At 37.9% G+C, this 20,425-nt stretch carries 13 protein-coding genes; 4 read left to right on the top strand and 9 right to left on the bottom strand.

Annotated features, from left to right (window positions below; genetic code table 11):
- Nucleotides 1-129: 129 nt before the first annotated feature.
- From pbpC to EZ456_RS13740, 3 genes are all read right to left on the bottom strand, one after another.
- A complete protein-coding gene (pbpC, locus tag EZ456_RS13750) occupies nt 130-2,511 on the bottom strand; it encodes a penicillin-binding protein 1C (RefSeq protein ID WP_131531053.1) in 2,382 nt (793 codons plus the stop codon).
- A 192-nt stretch (nt 2,512-2,703) separates the two neighbouring features.
- Nucleotides 2,704-3,255, bottom strand: a complete 552-nt coding sequence (locus EZ456_RS13745; protein ID WP_131531052.1) for an REP-associated tyrosine transposase — start codon at nt 3,253-3,255, stop codon at nt 2,704-2,706.
- A gap of 147 nt (nt 3,256-3,402) precedes the next feature.
- On the bottom strand, nt 3,403-8,994 hold the full coding sequence (locus tag EZ456_RS13740) for an alpha-2-macroglobulin family protein (RefSeq protein ID WP_131531050.1): 5,592 nt from the start codon (nt 8,992-8,994) through the stop codon (nt 3,403-3,405).
- A gap of 214 nt (nt 8,995-9,208) precedes the next feature.
- Here EZ456_RS13740 and EZ456_RS13735 point away from each other — a divergent pair, with 214 nt between their 5' ends.
- Nucleotides 9,209-9,631, top strand: a complete 423-nt coding sequence (locus EZ456_RS13735) for a nuclear transport factor 2 family protein (RefSeq protein WP_131531049.1) — start codon at nt 9,209-9,211, stop codon at nt 9,629-9,631.
- Nucleotides 9,632-9,681: 50 nt separating this feature from the next.
- On the top strand, nt 9,682-10,833 hold the full coding sequence (locus EZ456_RS13730) for an ATP-binding protein (protein ID WP_131531048.1): 1,152 nt from the start codon (nt 9,682-9,684) through the stop codon (nt 10,831-10,833).
- 8 nt (nt 10,834-10,841) lie between these two features.
- Here EZ456_RS13730 and EZ456_RS13725 read toward each other — a convergent pair whose 3' ends face one another.
- The gene (locus tag EZ456_RS13725; RefSeq protein WP_131531047.1) at nt 10,842-11,246 is read right to left on the bottom strand and encodes a hypothetical protein; all 405 of its coding nucleotides are present in this window, start codon (nt 11,244-11,246) and stop codon (nt 10,842-10,844) included.
- Nucleotides 11,247-11,381: 135 nt separating this feature from the next.
- Entirely contained in the window at nt 11,382-13,943 is a 2,562-nt protein-coding gene (gene topA / locus EZ456_RS13720; protein ID WP_131531046.1) for a type I DNA topoisomerase, read from the bottom strand.
- Nucleotides 13,944-14,512: 569 nt separating this feature from the next.
- Between topA and EZ456_RS13715 the strand changes: the two genes are divergently transcribed.
- A complete protein-coding gene (locus tag EZ456_RS13715) occupies nt 14,513-15,025 on the top strand; it encodes a glutathione peroxidase (RefSeq protein WP_131531045.1) in 513 nt (170 codons plus the stop codon).
- 123 nt (nt 15,026-15,148) lie between these two features.
- Here the strand turns inward: EZ456_RS13715 and aqpZ are convergent, their stop codons facing one another.
- From aqpZ to EZ456_RS13700, 3 genes are all read right to left on the bottom strand, one after another.
- A complete protein-coding gene (gene aqpZ, locus EZ456_RS13710; RefSeq protein ID WP_131531044.1) occupies nt 15,149-15,856 on the bottom strand; it encodes an aquaporin Z in 708 nt (235 codons plus the stop codon).
- A gap of 356 nt (nt 15,857-16,212) precedes the next feature.
- On the bottom strand, nt 16,213-17,049 hold the full coding sequence (locus EZ456_RS13705; protein WP_131531043.1) for an MBL fold metallo-hydrolase: 837 nt from the start codon (nt 17,047-17,049) through the stop codon (nt 16,213-16,215).
- A 46-nt stretch (nt 17,050-17,095) separates the two neighbouring features.
- Nucleotides 17,096-17,539 (bottom strand): MarR family winged helix-turn-helix transcriptional regulator, encoded by a 444-nt coding sequence (locus tag EZ456_RS13700; protein ID WP_131531042.1) that lies wholly within the window; start codon nt 17,537-17,539, stop codon nt 17,096-17,098.
- A gap of 171 nt (nt 17,540-17,710) precedes the next feature.
- On the opposite strand from EZ456_RS13700, the gene EZ456_RS13695 reads away from it, so the two are divergent.
- Complete coding sequence (locus EZ456_RS13695; RefSeq protein WP_131531041.1) at nt 17,711-18,943, top strand: MFS transporter; 1,233 nt, start codon at nt 17,711-17,713, stop codon at nt 18,941-18,943.
- A gap of 211 nt (nt 18,944-19,154) precedes the next feature.
- Here the strand turns inward: EZ456_RS13695 and EZ456_RS13690 are convergent, their stop codons facing one another.
- The gene (locus tag EZ456_RS13690) at nt 19,155-20,171 is read right to left on the bottom strand and encodes a LacI family DNA-binding transcriptional regulator (protein WP_225876545.1); all 1,017 of its coding nucleotides are present in this window, start codon (nt 20,169-20,171) and stop codon (nt 19,155-19,157) included.
- Nucleotides 20,172-20,425: the final 254 nt, after the last annotated feature.

Raw genomic sequence — 20,425 nt, 5'->3', positions numbered from 1 at the left:
AAGTTATGTTGCTGCAAATTAAAAAGGATTTTTACTATATCAGGTTTATAAAACTTTAGACAGTTGAAACAAGCAAAATATAAACGGGTGTTAGTGCTTAACCGCCTAAACCTTCAACCTTATTGCCCTTTACCTTCCGCCTTTTTTCTCTTTGTCCAAAACCGTAAAAGTTTGAACCAGTCTTTCTCCATTTTCATCAACTAAAGTTAAGGTATGTTTACCAGGTGGTGGATTAATAGCCAATTGATGAAAATTAGTGGTGGTGCTTATATATTCATTATCAATATGCCAATATATTTTAGCACTTGGATTTCTGTGCGCTGCATTAATCACAATTTTACCTCTTGTTCCATCCAGTTCTAAGGGAATATAAACTATTGCATTGTTTTTCGGGTAAATTACCTCCATTACACTATTTCCGCCTGAAAGGCTGCAACCATCTTTAAAAGGCGGGAGGGATTTATAATCGCTATTTTTTATTTTGTAATAATATTCCATCGCCGGCGGTAAAATAAACCAGCTTTTGTGCTGCATATGGGTTATACTTTCACATTGGTCAGTAACCCGGTAAGTACTGGTATTATCTAAGTGAACCAATTTATGAAAGGGGCAAACGGCCGTTTTCTCTCCTGATACAGGCACTAATTCTTCAGCAACATCTGTACAGTATTCTCCAGCTTTATAACCACTCTGCTTGCATATTTTTATCTTTTTTAGTTTGGTGCTTGGTACTTCGAACCATTTTCCATTAGGCAATAACCTAAAAATATCAAATAGAACGGGAGCAGCTGCTTCAATCCCTACCAGGCCAGGTCTTCCTTCGCCATCGGCATTGCCTACCCAAACACAAACTACATAATTTGGTGTTAATCCAATAGCCCAGGCATCGCGAAAACCAAAACTCGTTCCCGTTTTCCATGCTACTCTTTGCGATGAAGAAAATTGTTCCCATAAACCTTCATCACCTGGCCGCATCACCTCTTCCATCGCATTAAAAGTGGCGCAAATGGAGCCGTGGTCTAAAAAGGATGTGCGCTGATAATCTTTTTCATCTTTACTGTCACTATTGAAGTAGCTTGCTGGTTTATAATCTTCAGGATTATACAAACCTTTATAGGTGTTGAAATGATTCAGGGTACGCACCATTCCCATATAGGTGTTGGCCAGGTCCCACATTGTAACTTCGCTACCGCCTAAAATTAACGACAAACCGTAATGATCTGCTGGTTGGTTCAGCGTTCCTATTCCCAGTTTTTTTAGCTTATCGTAAAAACGTTCGTATTTGTATTGCTGCAACATTTTTACCGCAGGGATGTTTAAGGAGCGGCTCAGGGCTTTATCGGCAGCAATGGCACCATCATAGCCCAGATCGTAATTTTGAGGCGAATAGCCCGCTATTTGAGTCGGGATATCAGGAATTAAGGTATGAGGCAATATGAAGCCGTCATTAATCATACTGGCGTAAAGCAACGGTTTTAAGGTACTTCCAGGACTGCGTGGCGCTTTAATCATATCCACGTGGCTTTGCAGGTCGGCATTTTCTGGCTGATAAATATTACCTACATAACTTACTACCTGACCTGTTCTGGCATTGAGTATCAACGCCGAAATATTGTTGATGTCGTTTGCCCGGTAGCGGTTATTGTACCTTTTAAGTATAGCATTAACTTTTCGTTGGATATTTTCATCTAAGGTAGAAGTAATTCTGGTGGAGGGTATTTTAAGACTCGCTCGTTCTAATTTAAAACGGTTCAATAGATGTGGCGCATTCTGGGGCAAGGGCATGGGCTTGCCTGGAACGGGTTCTAATTTAGCTAAATTAGCAGTTGCCTGATCGATGTATTTTAGTTTGGCCAGCTTATCTAATAAGTCGTTTCTCTTTTTAATTAATCTCGTCGAATTTTTACCCGGATGAACCAAAGAAGGGCTATTAGGCAATACAGCCAATGTTGCCATTTCGCCCCATGAAAGGGTTTTGGCATTGCGACCATAATAGCGCCAACTCGCTGCTTCTAAACCAACAACATTACTTCCGAATGGTGCATTGGCGGCATATAGGCCTATAATTTTTTCTTTCGAATACCTCGTTTCTAAACGTAGCGCCAAAATCACTTCTAATAATTTTTGCCAAACCGTTCGTTCTTGTTTTCGCGATAACCGGATTACCTGCATGCTTAATGTACTTCCACCGCTTACCACGCTCTTTGCCTTCCAGTTTTGCTGCATCGCCCTGCTCATGGCCAAAAAATCGATGCCGAGGTGACTATAGAACCGCTTATCCTCGAAAGCAATAATGCAGTCCTTAAATTTTATAGGTACACTATCCGCCACCGGAAACCGCCATTGTCCGTCGCTGGCAATTGCTGCACTTAATAAATTTCCATTGCTGGCCTCAATTACAAACGATGTGGGTGTTTTAAACAGTTTTGATGGTAACGAAAAAAGAAATGCCAAAAGCAAGGCAAAGCAGAAAATATCGGAAATGAGGAAAGCTTTAGGGATTTTGTTCATTTAATTTTTAACTCTAGTCTTAGCGTCACGCTAAGACATTTATTTCTTTTTATTTTTCGAAAGTCGTAGCGCGACGCTACGACTAGATACAGCCTAATCTAATTCTAGTCTTAGCGTCTCGCTAAGACATTTGTTGTTTTTTATTTTTAGAAAGTCGTAGCGCGACGCAACGAATAGGTACATATTAAAAAGTTATTCAATAATAATAAGATCAACCTGTCCCTTTCTAATTTGATAATAATCGCTGGCACTACTGTTAATCCAATCTTCTTCTTTTTCCACAAAGCCTGCCTTCACAGGATTTTGGTGGATATAATTTAAACGCTGGTCTAAAATTTCATTAGTATCTAGCTCTATGGGGTGACTGTGTTGTTGCCAAAATTGAAAGTCCTTATTTCTTTCATTTCTACTCCCTAATTCTTTCATAATTTCTAACATCCACAATTTTCGACTTTCAGTATTGCTATTTTCGATGGTTTTTCTGATATGTCTAGAAGTAAAACTTTTAAAATCTCTAACAATATCAGATAGCACTCTACTTTCAGTCCCAATAATTAGATGAATGTGATTTGTCATAATACAATAGGCATATAATTCTAATCCTTTTTCTTTTTGACAAAACCTTAAACTATCATAAATAATGTCTACGTATTTTTTTCTTGTAAACACGTCTATCCAATTAACAACAGTGAAAGTCACAAAATAGAGTTTAGAATTATCATGAAACCTATACTTTCTTCCCATCTTTTATTTTACAAACGTTCCTAACCTTAGCTTCTCTTGCTAGTCTTAGCATCTCGCTAAGACTCATAGTAACTATTCTTTTAAAACATTCCAAGCCTAATGTTTTTAGGTCGTAGCGAGACGCTACGGCCAGTATTCTTGGGGAATCTACTTTACCACCTGTACCCATTTACCAGCTTCTGTAGCCGAAATATCATTATTGTACATCGCTTCACACTGAACGGCCGATAAATAATATTTACCTAAATAAGAGGCATTAAGCAATACCTTGTAAACTAAACTTTCACCTTCCCTTACATTAAAATAAGTGAAAACGCGATCATCTCTGATATCCTGATAGGTAAAAGGAGAAGAAGCTAAAATACTTTGGTTATCGTTAACCCGTGTATTGATAATTTCCCATCCTGAAGGGAAGATCTGTGTTAGTGCCATTTGTTCGTAATAACCCATTCTGCCAGGGTTTTTTACAGTTACCTCTGCATAAAAATCAGTTCCCTGTTTTAACGTAGTTGGATCTAGAACTTTACCATTTAAACGTTTGTAGGTAACGCTCATATCCAAAACCTCAGGTCGGTTAGGTAAGAAGTTATTTTGACCTGCAATTGGCTGTCCTTCTAAAACCAAGCGCACAAACAGTACATTATTCCCATTATTACTAACAGAAGCGGTATTGCCTTTAAAGCTTACAGGTGTACTGTTGATGTATTGGTTAGAGCTTACAGGAGCAGATTTTCTATCCAATACATATTGATATTGCAGTTTATTCGCCGATTGGTTTGAACCACAGAATTTAGCAATAGCCAACAAACTATAAGCGGTTGTTTGTGTGCTGTACCAGGTGTTTTCGCCCAGTTTAGCAGCTAAAGGCTGTAATAAACTCGCAGCTTTTGCTTTCTGACCAAGCAGGGTAAGGGTTTCTAAAATCATGGCTTCATCGCGAACATCAGAACCGTAAGTTCCACCTAATTGTTTGTAGGCCTGAATGGATGTATCTAAACCTCTGATCATATTTTGGGCAACATCATTTTGGCCGGCCAGTTTATAAGCAGCTGCTAATCGCCATTTTGCAGCGATTGATAAATATTCAAAAGCTTTTAAACGGTTCATTGCGGCCATTTCAGGTTTTTTAGCCAATGCAAGCATGTATAAACGATAAGCTTGGGATAAATCACCACCGTAAAAATTGTTGCTATTTGGTGCCCAGTTAGCCGCTTTTGATTTTTGAAAGCGTAACAGTTCATCCAACAGACCAACAGGTAGGGTGTAACCTGCATTTTGGGCTTCAACCAAGAAATGTCCGGCGTAGTTGCTTCCCCATTCATCAGAAGTACTTTCACCTGGCCAGTAAGATAAACCGCCATCTGTAGTCTGGAAGCCCTTGATTCGGTTTATTCCGGCTTTAATGTTTTTCTCTGTTGTTGCTTTTTGCTGTTCATTTAACGGACTCAATCTATCCAAAAATAGTTGAGGGAATATGCCCGAAGTAGTTTGCTCAATACAGCCATGTGGATACTGAATGAGATACCCTAATCTTTTACCAAGGTTGATTGCAGGGATGGAAGAGACTTCTAGTGAACCAGAATTTGTTCCTGTCATGCCAATTGGCAAATAGTTAACCGCCCATTTGGTATGAGGCTGAACAGTTGCCGACACCACGTTAGTTACGTAAGGATTTGGATTTCTGATATCCATTTCCACATCATAAACTGTTTTTTCAGCTCCACTTTGTGCAATCACTTTTACTTTGGCAATACCTACCGTGTTTGGTGCTTTAACTTCGAAATAGGTCATTTGTTCGCCTGTTTGTTTGTAGTAAAGCTGTTGTTTGTTACTGCCTTGAACAATTAAATTATTTGCCTGAAGTTGTACTGATACATTTTTCAGGTTATTCTCTGTTGCAAAAACAGTTACTGGTAAGGTAAAACTCTCTCCCGGACCGATAACCCTTGGTAAAGTAGCTAAAACCATTAATGGTTTTTTAACCTGAACCGATTTTTCGGTAAAACCATATGCAGCATCTTGTCCGGCAACTACCATAGCTCTTACTGCACCAATGTACTGTGGCAATTTAAATTTGTGTGTCTTATTTTCGCCTTTACCAATAGTAAATGGCCCCATAAATTTAACCACTGCTTTAAAACGGTTGGCTTTTGCAGGATTTAAGTTTTTGTTGATGCTACCATCACCACCAATGCTTAAAATACGTTCTAGATTTCCTCCCCATGCACCTAACACATAGTCGAATAAATCCCATGTTTTAACCCCCAAACCTTCGCGGGCATAAAATGCGCCGTGTGGATCTGGTGTTTTAAAACGGGTGAGATCCAACAAACCTTCATCAACCAAGGCAATGGTATAGGTCATAGCTTTACCGTTCTGTTCGCCTACTGTGATGGTGTTTTCGGTTTCCGGTTTAATTTTATCGGCCATTTTAATGGTCGGTTTCAAAATGGTTTGCGGATCTTCTACCGAAAGTGGAATAGCCCCGTACATTCTAATTGGTAAATCGTTAACAGTTTGTGCATGAGGTTGTAATAATGTGATATTGGCAAAAACATTAGGCGCCATTTCTTTTTCGGCCTTAAACTTAAATTGTGTTTGTCCGGCTTTGGTATCTACCCAGAAAGTTTTTAATACGCGGCTCCCATTTTCAATAGAAATTAATGCCCTTCCATTTTTACCCGTTGGGATAGTTAGCGTAATATCTTCCCCAACCGTAAATTTTTCTTTATTAGCAGTGAAAGATAACATAGAGGCCTCTGTTGGGTTGCTGCCTTGTTCGCGCTGTGCCCAGCCTGGCCAATCGATATAAACCGATTTTCCGGTAACGTGTCCACCATTTACGTCGCGCACTAAAATCAAATAACGGCCCCATTCTGGTTCATTTACGCGTAAATTCCAGCTTCCTTTTCCGTTGAACAAGTTTACCTGATGACTTTCAACTAATTTGTTGTATTGGTTTTGCGTAAAGTTGGCGTAAGTGTTTTGGTCATCCTGTTCCCACCACCAACGCCATTGCGTTTTATATAATTCTACCTGAACGGTTTTAGTGCCGTTCAACAGCTTTCCGTCGGTATTTACATTTACAATTTCGATTTTATGCTCTTTCCCGGTAACTAGCATACCACTCAAACGGTCACCTTTTTCTGGTCGGATACCTAAATAACTGCTATATACATGATAAGGTATGCTAAAGTTATCGATGCTGAAATTACCACCTGGTTCGAAAACTTTGGTCGTAAAGTTTGCTCTTAACACGCCAGGAGCGGTATTATTCTCATTGAGGTTGGTGTTAATCTGTGCTGTACCGTTCTGGTTTAAAGTGCCTTCGAAAATAGTTTTAAGCTGCGATTCGAAGTTAACGGTAGGATTATCAAAACTAAAACCTTCAAAGCCCTTAAATTTGGTTTCAGTAGTGTTTAAGTTTACATCAACCTTTGCTTTTAAGTTCTGTGCAACGGCACCGAATAGCCATTTGGCCGATAGGGTAGCGGCTGATGTTCCTGCACTTAAATATGTCCTATTGCCAACGTTGAAATCAATTTTCAAACGGTTTGGCATTACGGTTTCAATTTTTAAGGTCTTGGTAAAGGTAGCACCACCCGCTTTAACTTTTGCCATCCAGTTACCAGTAGGTGCTGTACTTTCAGTAGCAGTTTTGAAAGTGTAGAAGCCATTTAAAGGTTTGCCATTAATCAATCGTTTATACAATTGACCTTTGGGGTTATAGAACTCCATGGTTACTGGATAATTTGCGGGAAGTTTTTTTAGTTTGTCTTCCAGAACGAAAGAAACAAATAAACTGTCGCCTGGTCGCCAAACGCCACGTTCACCATAAATAAAGCCTTTTAAGCCACTTTGGACTACATCGCCACTCACATCGAACCTGCTTAAAGGAAGTGAACTTCCGTCGTCTAATTTAAGGTAGCCGCGTTCTGAGCCATTTTTAGCAATCAATAGAAAAGGTTGGCGTTTCAGGTCAAAGCTTGCAAAACCGTCGCCGTCTGTTTTCGTTGTAAAGATGATTTGTTTTTGGTAATCCATTAACTCCAGGTTTACACCACTTAATGGTTTTGCCGTCAATAAATCTGTAGCAACAATAAGCATACTGTTATCGTTACCTCGTTTGGCTACCAAGCCAATATTAGAAGCAATTAAGTTTCTACTTGCCCAGCGCTGGTTGGTATAAAATGATGGTGTACATGGATTGTCTTTATCATTCCACCTGTAATTTGGTGGGTAATAATTGTTGTAGCGCTGCCAAAAATCGTCTTCTTCATCAATCTTTTCTCCGTAACCTTCGTAATCTCCATATTCACTTTCTTCTTCACCATCACCAACTTTTTCTTCTCCAGTTTTACAATTGTAAGCATTGTACTCCTGTCTGAAAGCAATGGTAACTCGGTACATCGCACCTGGCTCTGTACGGATCATCTTATCAAGATCGAGGGTGAAACGGTTCTTTTTGTGGAGGTTAAGTGCCTTATCTTCATCTAAACGTATTGTTTTTTGCAGAATAGGTTTGGCCACCCTACGCAATTCGTTACCATCTTTGTAACTATTAGTTTGAAAAAACTGCGGTATATTGTTTTCATAAATTTTGATCACCGTAACATCAACAGCCTTTAAATTAATGGCTTCGAAAGGCAAAACCAGCTTTCCTGAGTTGGGTAAAATCGTACCTGCACCAGCAATAGTAACCGCCGGTAATTTATCTTCGAAAACAAGATTGGCCATTTTGCCATTAGCCAGTTTCTTCGCATTGATATTCTCGACACCCGCATTTACATTTAGGGCGTAATTGCCTTTAAGTTCTTCTGCGGCATAAACTTTAACCTGACTGGCATCAATGGTGTACCTTAAATCGCTCAGGTTACCGAGTGTGATCATGCCTGTTAAATCCTGTCCAACACCAATTGGTTCTGAAAACTGTACAAGCGCATAATCTTCTTCGCCTTGAATGGCTTTCATGTCCAGAATTTCGAACTTATTTATAGCCGGAACACGGATTTCTACTTCTCCCTTTTGTTCGGCATCAATGGCATCACCATCCCAATCTATTTTTAAAGTTTGGTCGTTACCAGTCTTTTTTATACTGTCGATCGTGAATTTTGAGGTGTTTTTCGCCGGATCGTGTTGCCATTTGATTTTTAACTTTTGATCAAAATCCAATGAAATGGTTTTTTCTATTTTACTGGTTTCTTCTACATCAGCAGTAGCCACTTCGCCGGTTAATTTCATGTAATCCATCGCAGTATTGTTCTGCGAAACCAATCCATTTTGAGAAAGGATGATCCCAGGTGTGATCACTTTAAATTCAAAATCGAAATCTTCCAGACCTTTTTCTGTAGCAGAAACTTCTGATAGTTTAAAAGTAGCTTCGTAATTTTTGCCTGGTTTAAGGTTTTCATCAGGTCTAAATTCAACGGTTTGTGGATCTATCCAATAGGTTTTTCCCGAAATAGAAGGAGAGAAGTCGAAAAGTTCGCGTGAATCTGCTTTGCCCAAATCTTGCATACCTGTTGCCGCATTGGCCAGGTGAACCCTGATAAAACTCTTTTTAGAAATGGTTCCAGAGGTATAGGCTTCGATATATTTTGCATAAGCCTGATTTTCTTCATGATTTTTTTTCTTTCTATTAAAATAGATAAATACAATTGCTGCTATGGAAACAGCAAGTAATCCGATGAAGATAAATTTCTTTTTGGAGGATGATTGGTAGGTAGATGGTTGTTCCATGTTTGAAATTCGTTAAGATAAATGGGAATATAATGTTGCGGTAAAAGCAATAGATGTGCCGCAGTTAATCCTTTGCAACCGAAAACCCTATATTCCATCCGAAAATTAACTAAAATCCACGTTAAAATAAATAATGTTGAAAATTAAAGCCAATGTTTTGCTCCTTTGCATGGTTTTGGATAAGTTTACAGCATCAACCTCAATACAACCAGATATGATAAAAAAACTCTTGATTTTTTCAAGCCTGTTAATTTCGACTAGCTTTTGTTTTGCCCAAAAAACAAAAGTAGAAGATGCCGTAACCAAATTAAGCAAACTGATGGTTACACCCGATAGCTTAGCGATTGACGAAATGATATTGAATAGCCTAAGCTATGGCCATTCGAGTGGAAAGATTCAAACTAAACAAGAGTTTATGCACTCATTGCTTTCGGGCGAATCTGATTTTGTGGATATTAATTTAACCGATCAGACTGTTGTTGTTCAAAATAAAACAGCTTTGGTACGCCATACGCTAAATGCCAAAACAAATGATAAAAATGTTCCAGGAAATGTGAAATTATATATTCTTTTAATCTGGAGTAAAGAAAAGTCGGGCTGGAAATTAATTGGAAGACAAGCGGTTAAGGTATTATAGTAGACATTTTTACAATTTCGGAATTCGATTCCGAAATTGTAAATTTGTTTATGATTCAACGACTAGCTCAAAAAGAACTATTAGGATTAAGTGCGCAATTTAAATCTGTAGCAGTAATTGGTCCTCGCCAATCGGGTAAAACTACGTTAACTAAAAGTGTATTCCCAAACAAGCCATATGTTTCTTTAGAAAATCCAGATACTCGTTTGTTTGCGGAAGATGACCCTCGTGGATTTTTGAGTCAATTTCCTGAAGGTGCCATTTTAGATGAGGCACAAAGGACACCTAATCTTTTTTCATATCTCCAGCAAATTCTTGATGAGTCTTCGTCGCCAGGGAAATTTATTATTACAGGTTCAAATAATTTTCTCTTACAGGAAAGTATAGTTCAAAGTTTAGCCGGTAGAATTGCTTATATAAAACTTTTGCCATTTTCTATTCCAGAACTCAAAGCTGCAAATATTATTTCTGATAATGTAAACGAATTTCTTATTAAAGGAGGTTATCCGCCAATTTATGACCAAAATATTCCTTCATACAAATGGCACCAAAACTATATTCAAACTTACTTAGAGAAAGATGTAAGGCAAATCAAGAATATAACTAATTTATCCCTATTCGAAAGATTTTTAAGGTTGTGCGCAGGTAGGGTTGGACAATTATTGAACATGAATAGCTTGGGGATTGAGGTAGGAGTGGATAGTAAAACTATAGCATCGTGGATTGGTATTTTAGAAAGTAGTTTTGTTGTATATCTTTTAAAACCCCATGATCAAAATTTTAATAAACGAGTAGTAAAAATGCCTAAGCTATATTTTTATGATACTGGGTTGGCGGCTGCACTTCTTGGTATACAAAATGAATCTCAACTCGATACTCATCCTGTTAAGGGAAGTCTTTTTGAAAATATGGTTGTTATTGAAATGCTAAAGAGTAGGTTTAACTTAGGTTTAAGTGATAATATTTTCTTTTGGCGAGATAATGTGGGGAACGAAATTGATATTCTGATTGATGATGCAGGGAAATTGGTGCCTGTTGAAATTAAAGCTGGTAAAACAATTAATAGCGATTACTTTAAGGGAATTACTTTTTGGAATAAATTAACAGGCAGTACTGGCGGGCAAATAATATATGCAGGCAATGAAAAACAATTAAGAAGTAATAATATTAATATATCTCCGTGGAATAGTACAGATTTTTAATCTTCCCTTTATTTAATCATCACCCCAGGTCTGTTTACCAGTGGAATTTTGATCAGATTGAAATCGATGATGCTTTCAGGTAAGAAAATAAATTTCTTATCGTAAATGGTGCTGCCGATGTAATAACTCAACCAATATTCATTTGTTAAACCAAATACTTCAGGATCAATGGCTTCAACGCCTGAGAATGAATTGGCTTCCATATCGCCTACAAAATGCCTTAAAACAGAAGTTTTTACCTGCTTGCCGTCTTTTTCGCCATATCCTTTAGAGCTGATTAAAACATTGGTTATTGGTTCGTTTTTTAAATTAACGAGATAAACCGTCCAGCTTTTTACTTCAGGTGTTTCGCCCATTAATACAACGGCCATTGCAATATCTTCAACTGTATTTTCTGGTAAATCTGCTTTCATACTTTAATCAATCTGTCATGTTGAGCTTGTCGAAACACTTTGTTTAAATGTCCTTCGACAGGCTCAGGATGACAATATGGACAATTTGGATTGCCAAACTTTATCTTGGCAATCCAGAAATCATTTAATCCTGGCCTATTTTTTCTTTGCTACAGCCTTTTTAGCTGGGGCTTTTTTCTTTGCCGGGGCTTTTTTCTTTGTTTCAAAAGCATTAGGTACTTGCTCTACAATCATCTTTTTAACCACTTCCAAATCAATATCAACCAGTTCTTCCGGCGTATATTTTTGTTTGGTAGCTTCGTTATATCGCAGTTTAAGCATTAGTTTTCCAAAACGGATAAACGGTCCCCAACGGCCATTTTCGATAGAAATTTTTTCAGCATCCCAGGTTTTAATGAAACGGTTGGCTTCTTTTTCTACTTTTTTGCTAATTAAGGTATTAATATCTTCCTGTGTTAAATTATCGAAATCGTAACCTTTTGCAGGAATATTAATAAACAGATCGTTCCATTTTATAAACGGACCAAAGCGGCCTTTGCCTTTTGTTACACCTAAACCTTCGTAATGTGCAATTGGGGCATCATCATCCATTTTCTGTTTGATAATTTCAACTGCTCTTTCATAAGTTACCGATAAAGGTTCTTCGTTTTTAGGAAGCGAAATAAAACTTTCGCCCCATTTTACGTAAGGACCAAAACGGCCAACACCAATCATCACTTCTTTGTCTTCAAAATCAGGAAGTTGGAAAGGAAGTTTAAACAGCTCCAAGGCATCATCTAAAGTAATGGTTGCAACAGATTGCGTACGCATTAAGCTGGCATATCGAGGTTTTTCGGCCTCATCAAGCTCTCCAATTTGAACCAATGGTCCAAATTTACCAACCTTGGTGTATACATTTTTACCAGTTGCCGGATCTAAGCCTAACAAGCGCTCGCCAGTTGCACGTTCTGCTGTTTCAAGCGTAGTTTCTACTTCAGTATGAAATGGATTATAGAACGCGTGTAGCATTTTAGTCCACTCTTGTAAACCCTGCGCAATTTCATCAAATTCTTTCTCCACCTTTGCCGTGAAGTTAAAATCGACGATACCTTTGAAATGTTCTACCAAGAAATCGTTTACTACCTCACCAATATCGGTAGGGAAAAGTTTTTGTTTTTCTGCACCTGTAATTTCAGATTTTACATCTTTACTCACTTTACCATCAGCTAAAACGATAGAAGTAAACTTACGTTGTTTACCATCTCTATCTTCTTTAACCACATAACCACGGTTCTGTACCGTAGAAATGGTTGGTGCATAAGTAGACGGTCGACCAATGCCCAGTTCTTCTAGTTTTTTAACTAAACTGGCCTCTGTATATCTTGCTGGCGGGCGTGAATAACGCTCCGTTGCCTGCATTTCTTTTAAAAATAGTTCCTGTCCTTTGCTTAAAGGAGGTAAAATTGCACCACCTTCTTTTTCTTCGTTTTCTTCATCGTCAGTAGATTCCAGGTAAACTTTTAAGAAACCATCGAACTTTAATACTTCGCCTTCGGCCACTAAGTGTTCTTTTCTGGTTGAGGCCGTAATCTGAGCGGTTGTTTTTTCGAACAAAGCTTCACTCATTTGCGAAGCAATTGAACGTTTCCAGATTAAATCATATAAACGTTTTTCTGAAATATCTCCATCTACACTATGTCTGTCGAAATATGTGGGGCGGATGGCTTCGTGAGCTTCTTGTGCACCAGCCGATTTTGTTTTGTAAACGCGGTGCTGGTGATATTTATCGCCGTAAGCAGATTTAATCTCGGCAGCAGCTGCGTTTAATGCCGTTTCTGATAAGTTTACAGAGTCTGTTCTCATGTAAGTAATCTTACCCGCTTCGTACAGTCTTTGTGCAACCTGCATGGTTCTGGCTACCGAAAAACCTAATTTTCTGGAAGCTTCTTGTTGTAAAGTTGAGGTGGTAAATGGAGCAGCAGGATTACGTTTTGCAGGCCTTGTTTCCAAACTGGTAATGTCGAACTTAGCATTTGCACAGTCCTGAAGATAATTTTCAGCATCAGCCTCATTTTCGAAGCGTTGTGGCAATTCTGCTTTTACAATTTCTTTTCCCTTGCCAGTAGAAAACTGGGCGGTAATTTTATAGGCTGCAGCTGCATTAAAATTTAAAACTTCTCTCTCTCTCTCAACAATTAAACGTACGGCCACTGACTGTACACGGCCCGCAGATAATGATGGCTTCACTTTTTTCCATAATACAGGAGAAAGTTCGAAACCCACCAAACGATCTAATACACGGCGTGCCTGTTGGGCATTTACCAGATTATAATCAATTCCACGCGGACTATCGATTGCTTTTAAAATTGCTGGTTTGGTAATTTCATGAAAAACGATACGTTTTGTTTTCTCCACTTTTAGGCCTAAAGTTTCGAATAAGTGCCAGGAAATAGCTTCCCCCTCGCGGTCCTCATCGGATGCTAGCCATACCATTTCGGCTTCCTTAGCTAGTTTTTTTAATTCGGCAACAATATTTTTCTTGTCGGCAGGTACCTCGTAGGTTTGGGCAAAATTATTCTTGATATCAATCGCCATATCGCCCTTAACTAAATCCCTGATGTGGCCGTAGCTAGATTTCACCAGGAAATCTTTACCTAAATAGCCTTCTATAGTTTTAGCTTTTGCGGGTGACTCGACGATTAATAAATTTTTGGCCATGAAATACGTTTTTGTGCAAATAAAGCTATAATTAAAGCATAAATCAAAACATGAATAGAATTAAATACAATTTTTTTATTAAATGTGGGTAAAATATGTTGGTTTACAGGATGATTTTAATAAGGTTTAATCTTGTTTTGTTTTTGAAAAGCAATACCCATGCTATTAGGTAAGGGTTGGTCCCGCCCCCGTTTCTGCCGATGAAAAATCGGCATCTCACTTCGGTCGGGTTTAGGTGGCTTGGCTGATACTGCTATTTAGGTTTTAATAGCGTTTTGCCAGGCTGAAGGTACAAAAGAACAACTGACTTTGTTAATTAAACCCGATAGAGCAGAATAGCCCGGAGCGCAGCGAGGACTATAAGCGATAGCGGGACTGTAAACTGCCAAGAACCACTACCCTCAATTTCCTAATCAAAAAAAGATTCTTATTTGAGCTATGAAATACCTGTTTTCATTTCCAATCTCAAAACCTTAGGCTCTTTAACTATCTATATCATATAATTTACAGCCGCATTACATCAAGGCAACCGATTTGTACTTATATTCGTATATAAAAATAAAACAACGATGATCAGCACAATTTTAATCCTATTAAACTTATTGGTGTCGCCACCAAAAAATGTTTACGATTTCAGCTTTAAAACCATTGATGGTAAAGAAATTAAACTATCGAAATTTAAAGGCAAAAAAATCTTAATTGTTAACACAGCTTCTAAATGTGGTTTCACTCCACAGTATGAGGATTTAGAAAAACTTCAGAAACAATACGGTAAAAAAGTGGTATTGATTGGTTTCCCGGCAGGTAACTTCGGTGGACAGGAGTTTTCTACCAATGCTGAGATTAAAGAATTTTGTACAGGAAAATACAATGTATCTTTTATGTTGGCAGAGAAAAGCAGTGTGAAAGGCGATGATATTAGTCCTTTATTCAAGTATTTAATTTCTCAGACCAATACTGAAGAGCAGGGCGATATTAAATGGAATTTTGAGAAATTCTTAATCAACGAAAAAGGAGAATTGGTACACCGTTTCCGTTCTAAAACAAAACCTACTGACGAGGCGATTGTAAAGAACCTGTAGTTGAGGTAAGATGTGAGATGGAAAATGGAATGTTTTTCTATTGCATTAAATAAAAGGGAAGATGTGATAAAGAGTGGACTAAACACCATTCTCCATATTACATCTTCCCTTTTCCATTTTAACCTAGTTCTTCTCCAGCACAGTTTTCCAAACTAAAGCACTTAGTGCCGCACCAATAATTGGCGCTACAATAAAGAGCCAAACTTGACTTAACGCCTGTCCGCCAACTAATAGGGCAGGGCCGACACTTCTGGCAGGATTTACCGATACGCCTGTTACTGGGATACCCACAATATGAATGAGTGTTAAACTTAAGCCAATTGCTAGTCCAGCAAAGCCTCCGTTAATATTTTTAGTAGATGTTGAGCCAAAAATGACCAATAAGAAAATAAAAGTTAGTACAATTTCTGCAATAAAACCAGCCTGTAAGCTGTAATGTTGTGGAGATAGCGCGGCAAAGCCATTTTGCCCTAATCCATTTGATGTTAAAGAGTATTCTGGTTTTCCTGAGGCAATTTGCAGCAAAATAAATGCCCCTGCAATGCCACCTAATACCTGCGCCACAATATAATAGGCAGCTTCGCCAATTTTCATGCGGCCCGCTATTACCATTCCGATTGAAATTGCCGGATTAATGTGACAGCCTGAAATATGACCTATAGCATAAGCCATTGCAGTAACTGATAAGCCAAAGGCAAAAGATATGCCTAATAAGCCTACACCTGTGGTTCCATTTGCGCCGGCTATAACCGCACTACCACAGCCCATTAAAACCAACACGAGCGTGCCCAGAAACTCGGCACTGAATTTAGAAAGTTTACTTGTCTCCATATAATTTATTATTTAAAGGTTTAAATATTATCTCCGGATGATTGTCAATCGAATATAACTAAAAATTTAGAATATAAAATGGAATAAAATGTGATTGATTTTAGCCTCAGCTAATTGCAAAATTTTAGGCAAGAGAAAGGGGCTTAAATCCATAAGCCCCAATAAACCAAACAAACTATTTATGAAGTCTATATATAACTCGTGATTAAATAAAATGTTTTTGTTGAAAAAAAATTATTTATACTTTTTCGTGCGTAATTTTTGGCCTTGGTAGTTTAATTGCGCTTAACGCACAAAATACATCGTACTGTAACCGAATTGATAGAAAACGGTAAACTGTTTTTGACTTTAAGGTGTTAAAAGAGGTTAAGTTGTGCTGGCTGATGCAGGTTAGGGTCGAAATTGTAAGCTTCAGGTGTGTTTTGAACGTTGCTTACGTAATAGAGTTCGGTTTCCTCATATCTTGAAGCTACTTTAATAAAAGTATTACCGGCAACATTTTTAAAAAGATTTTCAACAAGCTCCGGGTTGTTATTATCTTTTGATAAGTGGCTCAATAATAAATGACTCATGTATGGGGCTTTATGGTTGATGAAAAGCTCTAATGCCTGTGCATTGCTTAAGTGACCATGTCCACTCATAATCCTTCTCTTCAAAAAATAGGGATATCTGCCATTTTCCAGCATCTGCGTATCGTAGTTAGCTTCTAAGAAAGCTGCGTGGCAATTTTTGAAATGTGAGATTAAACGGTCGCATACGGAGCCTATATCTGTAAAAATGCCAACCTTTACCTCGTTACATTCAACGGTAAAGCTGTAAGGATCAGCTGCATCGTGGAATTTAGAAAAGGCGGAAATCTTTAAATCGCCAATCTGAATATGCTGTAAATGGTTTAATGAAAAGGTATTATTTGCATCCAAAAGTAGCCGACTGCTTTTTAGCGTAGCTGTACTAATGTATACCGGGAGTTTATGTTTTTTAGCAAAAACGGTTACGCCTTTAATGTGATCACTGTGTTCGTGCGAGATAAAAATCGCCTTTAATTTGCTTATTGGCAAACCCAAACGGTTCATCCGTGTTTCAACCTCTTTGCAGGTTAGGCCAACATCAACCAAAACAGCTTCATTATCATTACCCACATAGTAACAATTGCCATTACTGCCCGAATTGATTGATGTAAAGTATAGTGCCATTTTCAGCTTGCAAGATAAGGCTTATTTGGCGAAGGAAAAAGGAAAACTATACTCTTGCACCGTTGTGTTCTACCAAACGCGAAAGAAGGGGTAGAAAAGCCTGAATCAAGTTGATTTCTTCCGAAGAAAAGATTTTTTCCATGGTTTTTACCAACCATTCTTCTTTTATTTTTCTGCTGGCAACAATGTGTTTTTCACCAAGCTTAGTTAAGCCAATAAAAACCTTTCGTTTATCCTCTTCGCTTGGAAAGCGCGCTACGCATTTGGCATCGAACAGGCGGTTAATGATCTGCGAAATAGCTTGTTTAGATACTCTTTCCATGTCTGCCAACTCGGTAGATAACATTTTGCCATGTTGTTCGAGCAGCGACATGGTCAACAGTTCAGCGTTACTAAAGTCTGAACTTACATTCTGCTTGCGTAACTGTCTGGTTAAGCGGGTAACGGTGCTTCTTAGCTTTGCGGCAATTTCTTGTGTTTGAGTAGGCATCTTAATGGTAAATAAACTTTACAAATATAAGCTTTTAATTTTATAGATAAACCAACAGGAGTTTCTGTTTTGTGTGAATTGTGATTATAGCGTGATAAAACTGTGTATTTTTTGTTTTATTGTTTGGGTATAAATTTATACTTTTGTAAAGTTACTTTACTATTTTTAAACATGAGTATTTTTCGTTCGTTAAGGCATTACAATTACAGGTTATTTTTTACTGGTCAGGCTATTTCATTAGTTGGTACATGGATGCAGCGCGTAGCCATTAGTTGGTTGGTTTACCGTTTAACTGGATCGGCTTTTTTGTTGGGCTTAATTACTTTTTTGAGTTTAATTCCTTCGCTGGTGCTGGCGCCGTATGCTGGGAGCTACGTAGATAGGCATAATAAGTATAAAATATTGGTGATTACCCAGGTCATCTTAATGCTGCAGGCAGGTGCCTTAGCCTTGATGATCTGGTTTAAAGTATACGATATGTTCTGGATTGCGGCGCTTTCGCTAGTTCAGGGTTTGGTAAATGCTTTTGATGTTACCGCCCGTCAATCGTTAATGGTAAATTTAATTGATGATAAAGAAGATTTGCCCAACGCCATTGCACTCAACTCTTCAATGTTTAACGCGGCCAGACTAATCGGACCTGCTTTGGCAGGGGTAATTTTGAGCACCCTGGGTGAAGATATCTGTTTCCTGATCAATTTTGTAAGCTTTATTGCGGTATTAGGTTGTATGGTAATGATGAAACTTAAACTCACTGCACATCAAAAATCGAAGGAAAATATCTGGATCGACCTGAAAAAAGGTTACGATTATCTTAAATCATCTCCAGATTTAGCATCTATGGTGTTAATGATGGCTGCATCAAGTTTATTGGTCATCCCTTTTACCACTTTATTGCCTGTGTTTGCCAAAGATATTTTTAATGGAAATGCCACAACATTTGGCTGGTTTGAAAGTGCCGCAGGATTTGGCGCCTTCTTTGGTGCCATTTATATGGCTACATTAAAAGTGAGTCAAAATTTACAGAAAATTGTAATGATGTCGGGTATTTTATTAGCCATTTCGGTTGTGGCGCTGGCTATATCACCGTCACTTATTCTGGCTTTAATTTGTACTGGTTTAGCTGCTTTAGGTTTGATGGCGCAAACCTCATCTATCAATACTTATCTGCAGACCCATGCCGATGATGTAATGAGGGGTAGGACTTTAAGTTATTATATCATGGCTTATCAGGGTGTATTACCAATCGGCAGTTTGTTAATGGGTTACCTGGCACATCTTTTCGGTACGCAGATTGTAGTTGCTTTTGAAGGTGTTGCAGGGCTGTTGATCGTGGCTGCGTTTGTGTATAACGAAAACCGTCGCAATCAATTAAAGAATAAATTTTCTCTTTTCGGAAATTAATAAAACCATTAAGAACATTAAGGTTTTGTACAAAAATATTTCTTAATGACCTTAACTTCTCAATGGTGAATAATTATTTAAGTTTTGTTATCATTAGGGAGTTAAGAAAATTAAGGGTTGGCACAGAGGTTATTCCTGCAGATTGCGCAGAAAATGATCACATTTAGCTTTTTAAGCAATATTTACGCTAAACGCCATACGCCAAACGCTTCTACCCATGCACAATTAACTTACAATCGACCATTATTTTTTGGTAATGCTGGATATCGATTTCTTTGTTGATCAATTGTATCAATAGCTTAATTGCATTTTCACCTACCGATTCGGGGTTTTCTTCAATAGAAGCAATAGGGGGTGAATCGAGATAACTGATGAAAGAAGTATTTCCAAATCCTATACATTCGATTTTATCAAAGTTTGGGTGATTTATCGACCTTAGGTATTTTATCGCATCGAACAAAATAGGTTCTTTAAATGCCACAAGCGCAGTAGGCATATTTTCTGGATTGGCAAATAAATTCTTAATGGCTGAGATTGTATTTTCTTTATCAAAATCGGTATAAGCAACCAATTCTGATGAAAAAGGTATTTGATTATCTTTTAAAGCATTGATGTAGCCATTAAATCGATCGTGTGTAAAATTAATCATTTTTGGACCGCCTAAATAGGCAATCTTTTTATGTCTTCTGTCTATTAAAAACTTTGTGGCCTGATAACAGCCCTGAAAAGTATTGCCCAAAACTTTATGGCAGCTTAAGTTAAAACTCGGGTTTCGGGTATAATACACCACCGGAATGCCCATGTTTTCGAACTGGTCTAAATGCGCAAAATCTTGTGTATGTTTTGAAATAGCCACAATTAAACCGTCAACCCGGCTACGCAACAACATATTTGCAGATTGGATCTCTTTTTCCAGATCATCGTGAGATTGACTGATGATCACATTGTATCCATTTTGTGTAGCAAACTGTTCCACACCATAAATACTTCTGGTAAAAAAGTGATCTAAAAGATTGGGTAAGATAATACCAATAATGTGCGATTTCTTTTCCTTTAAATTAATAGCCGATTTATTGGGCGTAAAATGCAAATCGCGGGCCATTTCCTGAACACGTTGTTTCGTGTATTCGTTTATGGTTGGGTAGTTATTAAGGGCCTTTGATACTGTTGATACTGACATCTTTAACTTTTCAGCCAAGAATTTTAGTGTAACAGGGGTATTATTCATCATCTTTTCCAATCTCAATGCATAGTTAAGAAAAAAAATGCAATTATTTCAAACGTTTGAAATGTAGTTTCAGTGTATTTTATTGCGTTTTAGACTATTTTAAAACGTTTTAATCTTTTAAGCTTTTCTAAATTCGTTATCGCTAACACAAACTAACCAAATAAACATGATGAAATCATTACTTACTAACTTCAGTTTTAAAAGGGCATCTACTGAAGTATCAAGTTTAGTTGCAAAAACTAACCTCATTCTGT

The sequence above is a fragment of the Pedobacter psychrodurus genome (assembly GCF_004331735.1).
In the GTDB taxonomy this organism is placed as follows: domain Bacteria; phylum Bacteroidota; class Bacteroidia; order Sphingobacteriales; family Sphingobacteriaceae; genus Pedobacter; species Pedobacter psychrodurus.
The sequence above is the reverse complement of the archived record's forward strand: the minus strand, read 5'-3'. Positions and strand labels throughout refer to the sequence as shown.

Coding starts and splice junctions, on each gene's coding strand:
- EZ456_RS13725 (WP_131531047.1), bottom strand. CDS start 11,246: ATGAAAGCAGATTTACCAGAAAATACAGTTGAAGATATTGCAATGGCC.
- EZ456_RS13700 (WP_131531042.1), bottom strand. CDS start 17,539: ATGCCTACTCAAACACAAGAAATTGCCGCAAAGCTAAGAAGCACCGTT.
- EZ456_RS13730 (WP_131531048.1), top strand. CDS start 9,682: ATGATTCAACGACTAGCTCAAAAAGAACTATTAGGATTAAGTGCGCAA.
- EZ456_RS13745 (WP_131531052.1), bottom strand. CDS start 3,255: ATGGGAAGAAAGTATAGGTTTCATGATAATTCTAAACTCTATTTTGTG.
- EZ456_RS13695 (WP_131531041.1), top strand. CDS start 17,711: ATGAGTATTTTTCGTTCGTTAAGGCATTACAATTACAGGTTATTTTTT.
- EZ456_RS13705 (WP_131531043.1), bottom strand. CDS start 17,049: ATGGCACTATACTTTACATCAATCAATTCGGGCAGTAATGGCAATTGT.
- EZ456_RS13735 (WP_131531049.1), top strand. CDS start 9,209: ATGATAAAAAAACTCTTGATTTTTTCAAGCCTGTTAATTTCGACTAGC.
- EZ456_RS13715 (WP_131531045.1), top strand. CDS start 14,513: ATGATCAGCACAATTTTAATCCTATTAAACTTATTGGTGTCGCCACCA.
- topA (WP_131531046.1), bottom strand. CDS start 13,943: ATGGCCAAAAATTTATTAATCGTCGAGTCACCCGCAAAAGCTAAAACT.
- EZ456_RS13690 (WP_225876545.1), bottom strand. CDS start 20,171: ATGAATAATACCCCTGTTACACTAAAATTCTTGGCTGAAAAGTTAAAG.
- pbpC (WP_131531053.1), bottom strand. CDS start 2,511: ATGAACAAAATCCCTAAAGCTTTCCTCATTTCCGATATTTTCTGCTTT.
- EZ456_RS13740 (WP_131531050.1), bottom strand. CDS start 8,994: ATGGAACAACCATCTACCTACCAATCATCCTCCAAAAAGAAATTTATC.
- aqpZ (WP_131531044.1), bottom strand. CDS start 15,856: ATGGAGACAAGTAAACTTTCTAAATTCAGTGCCGAGTTTCTGGGCACG.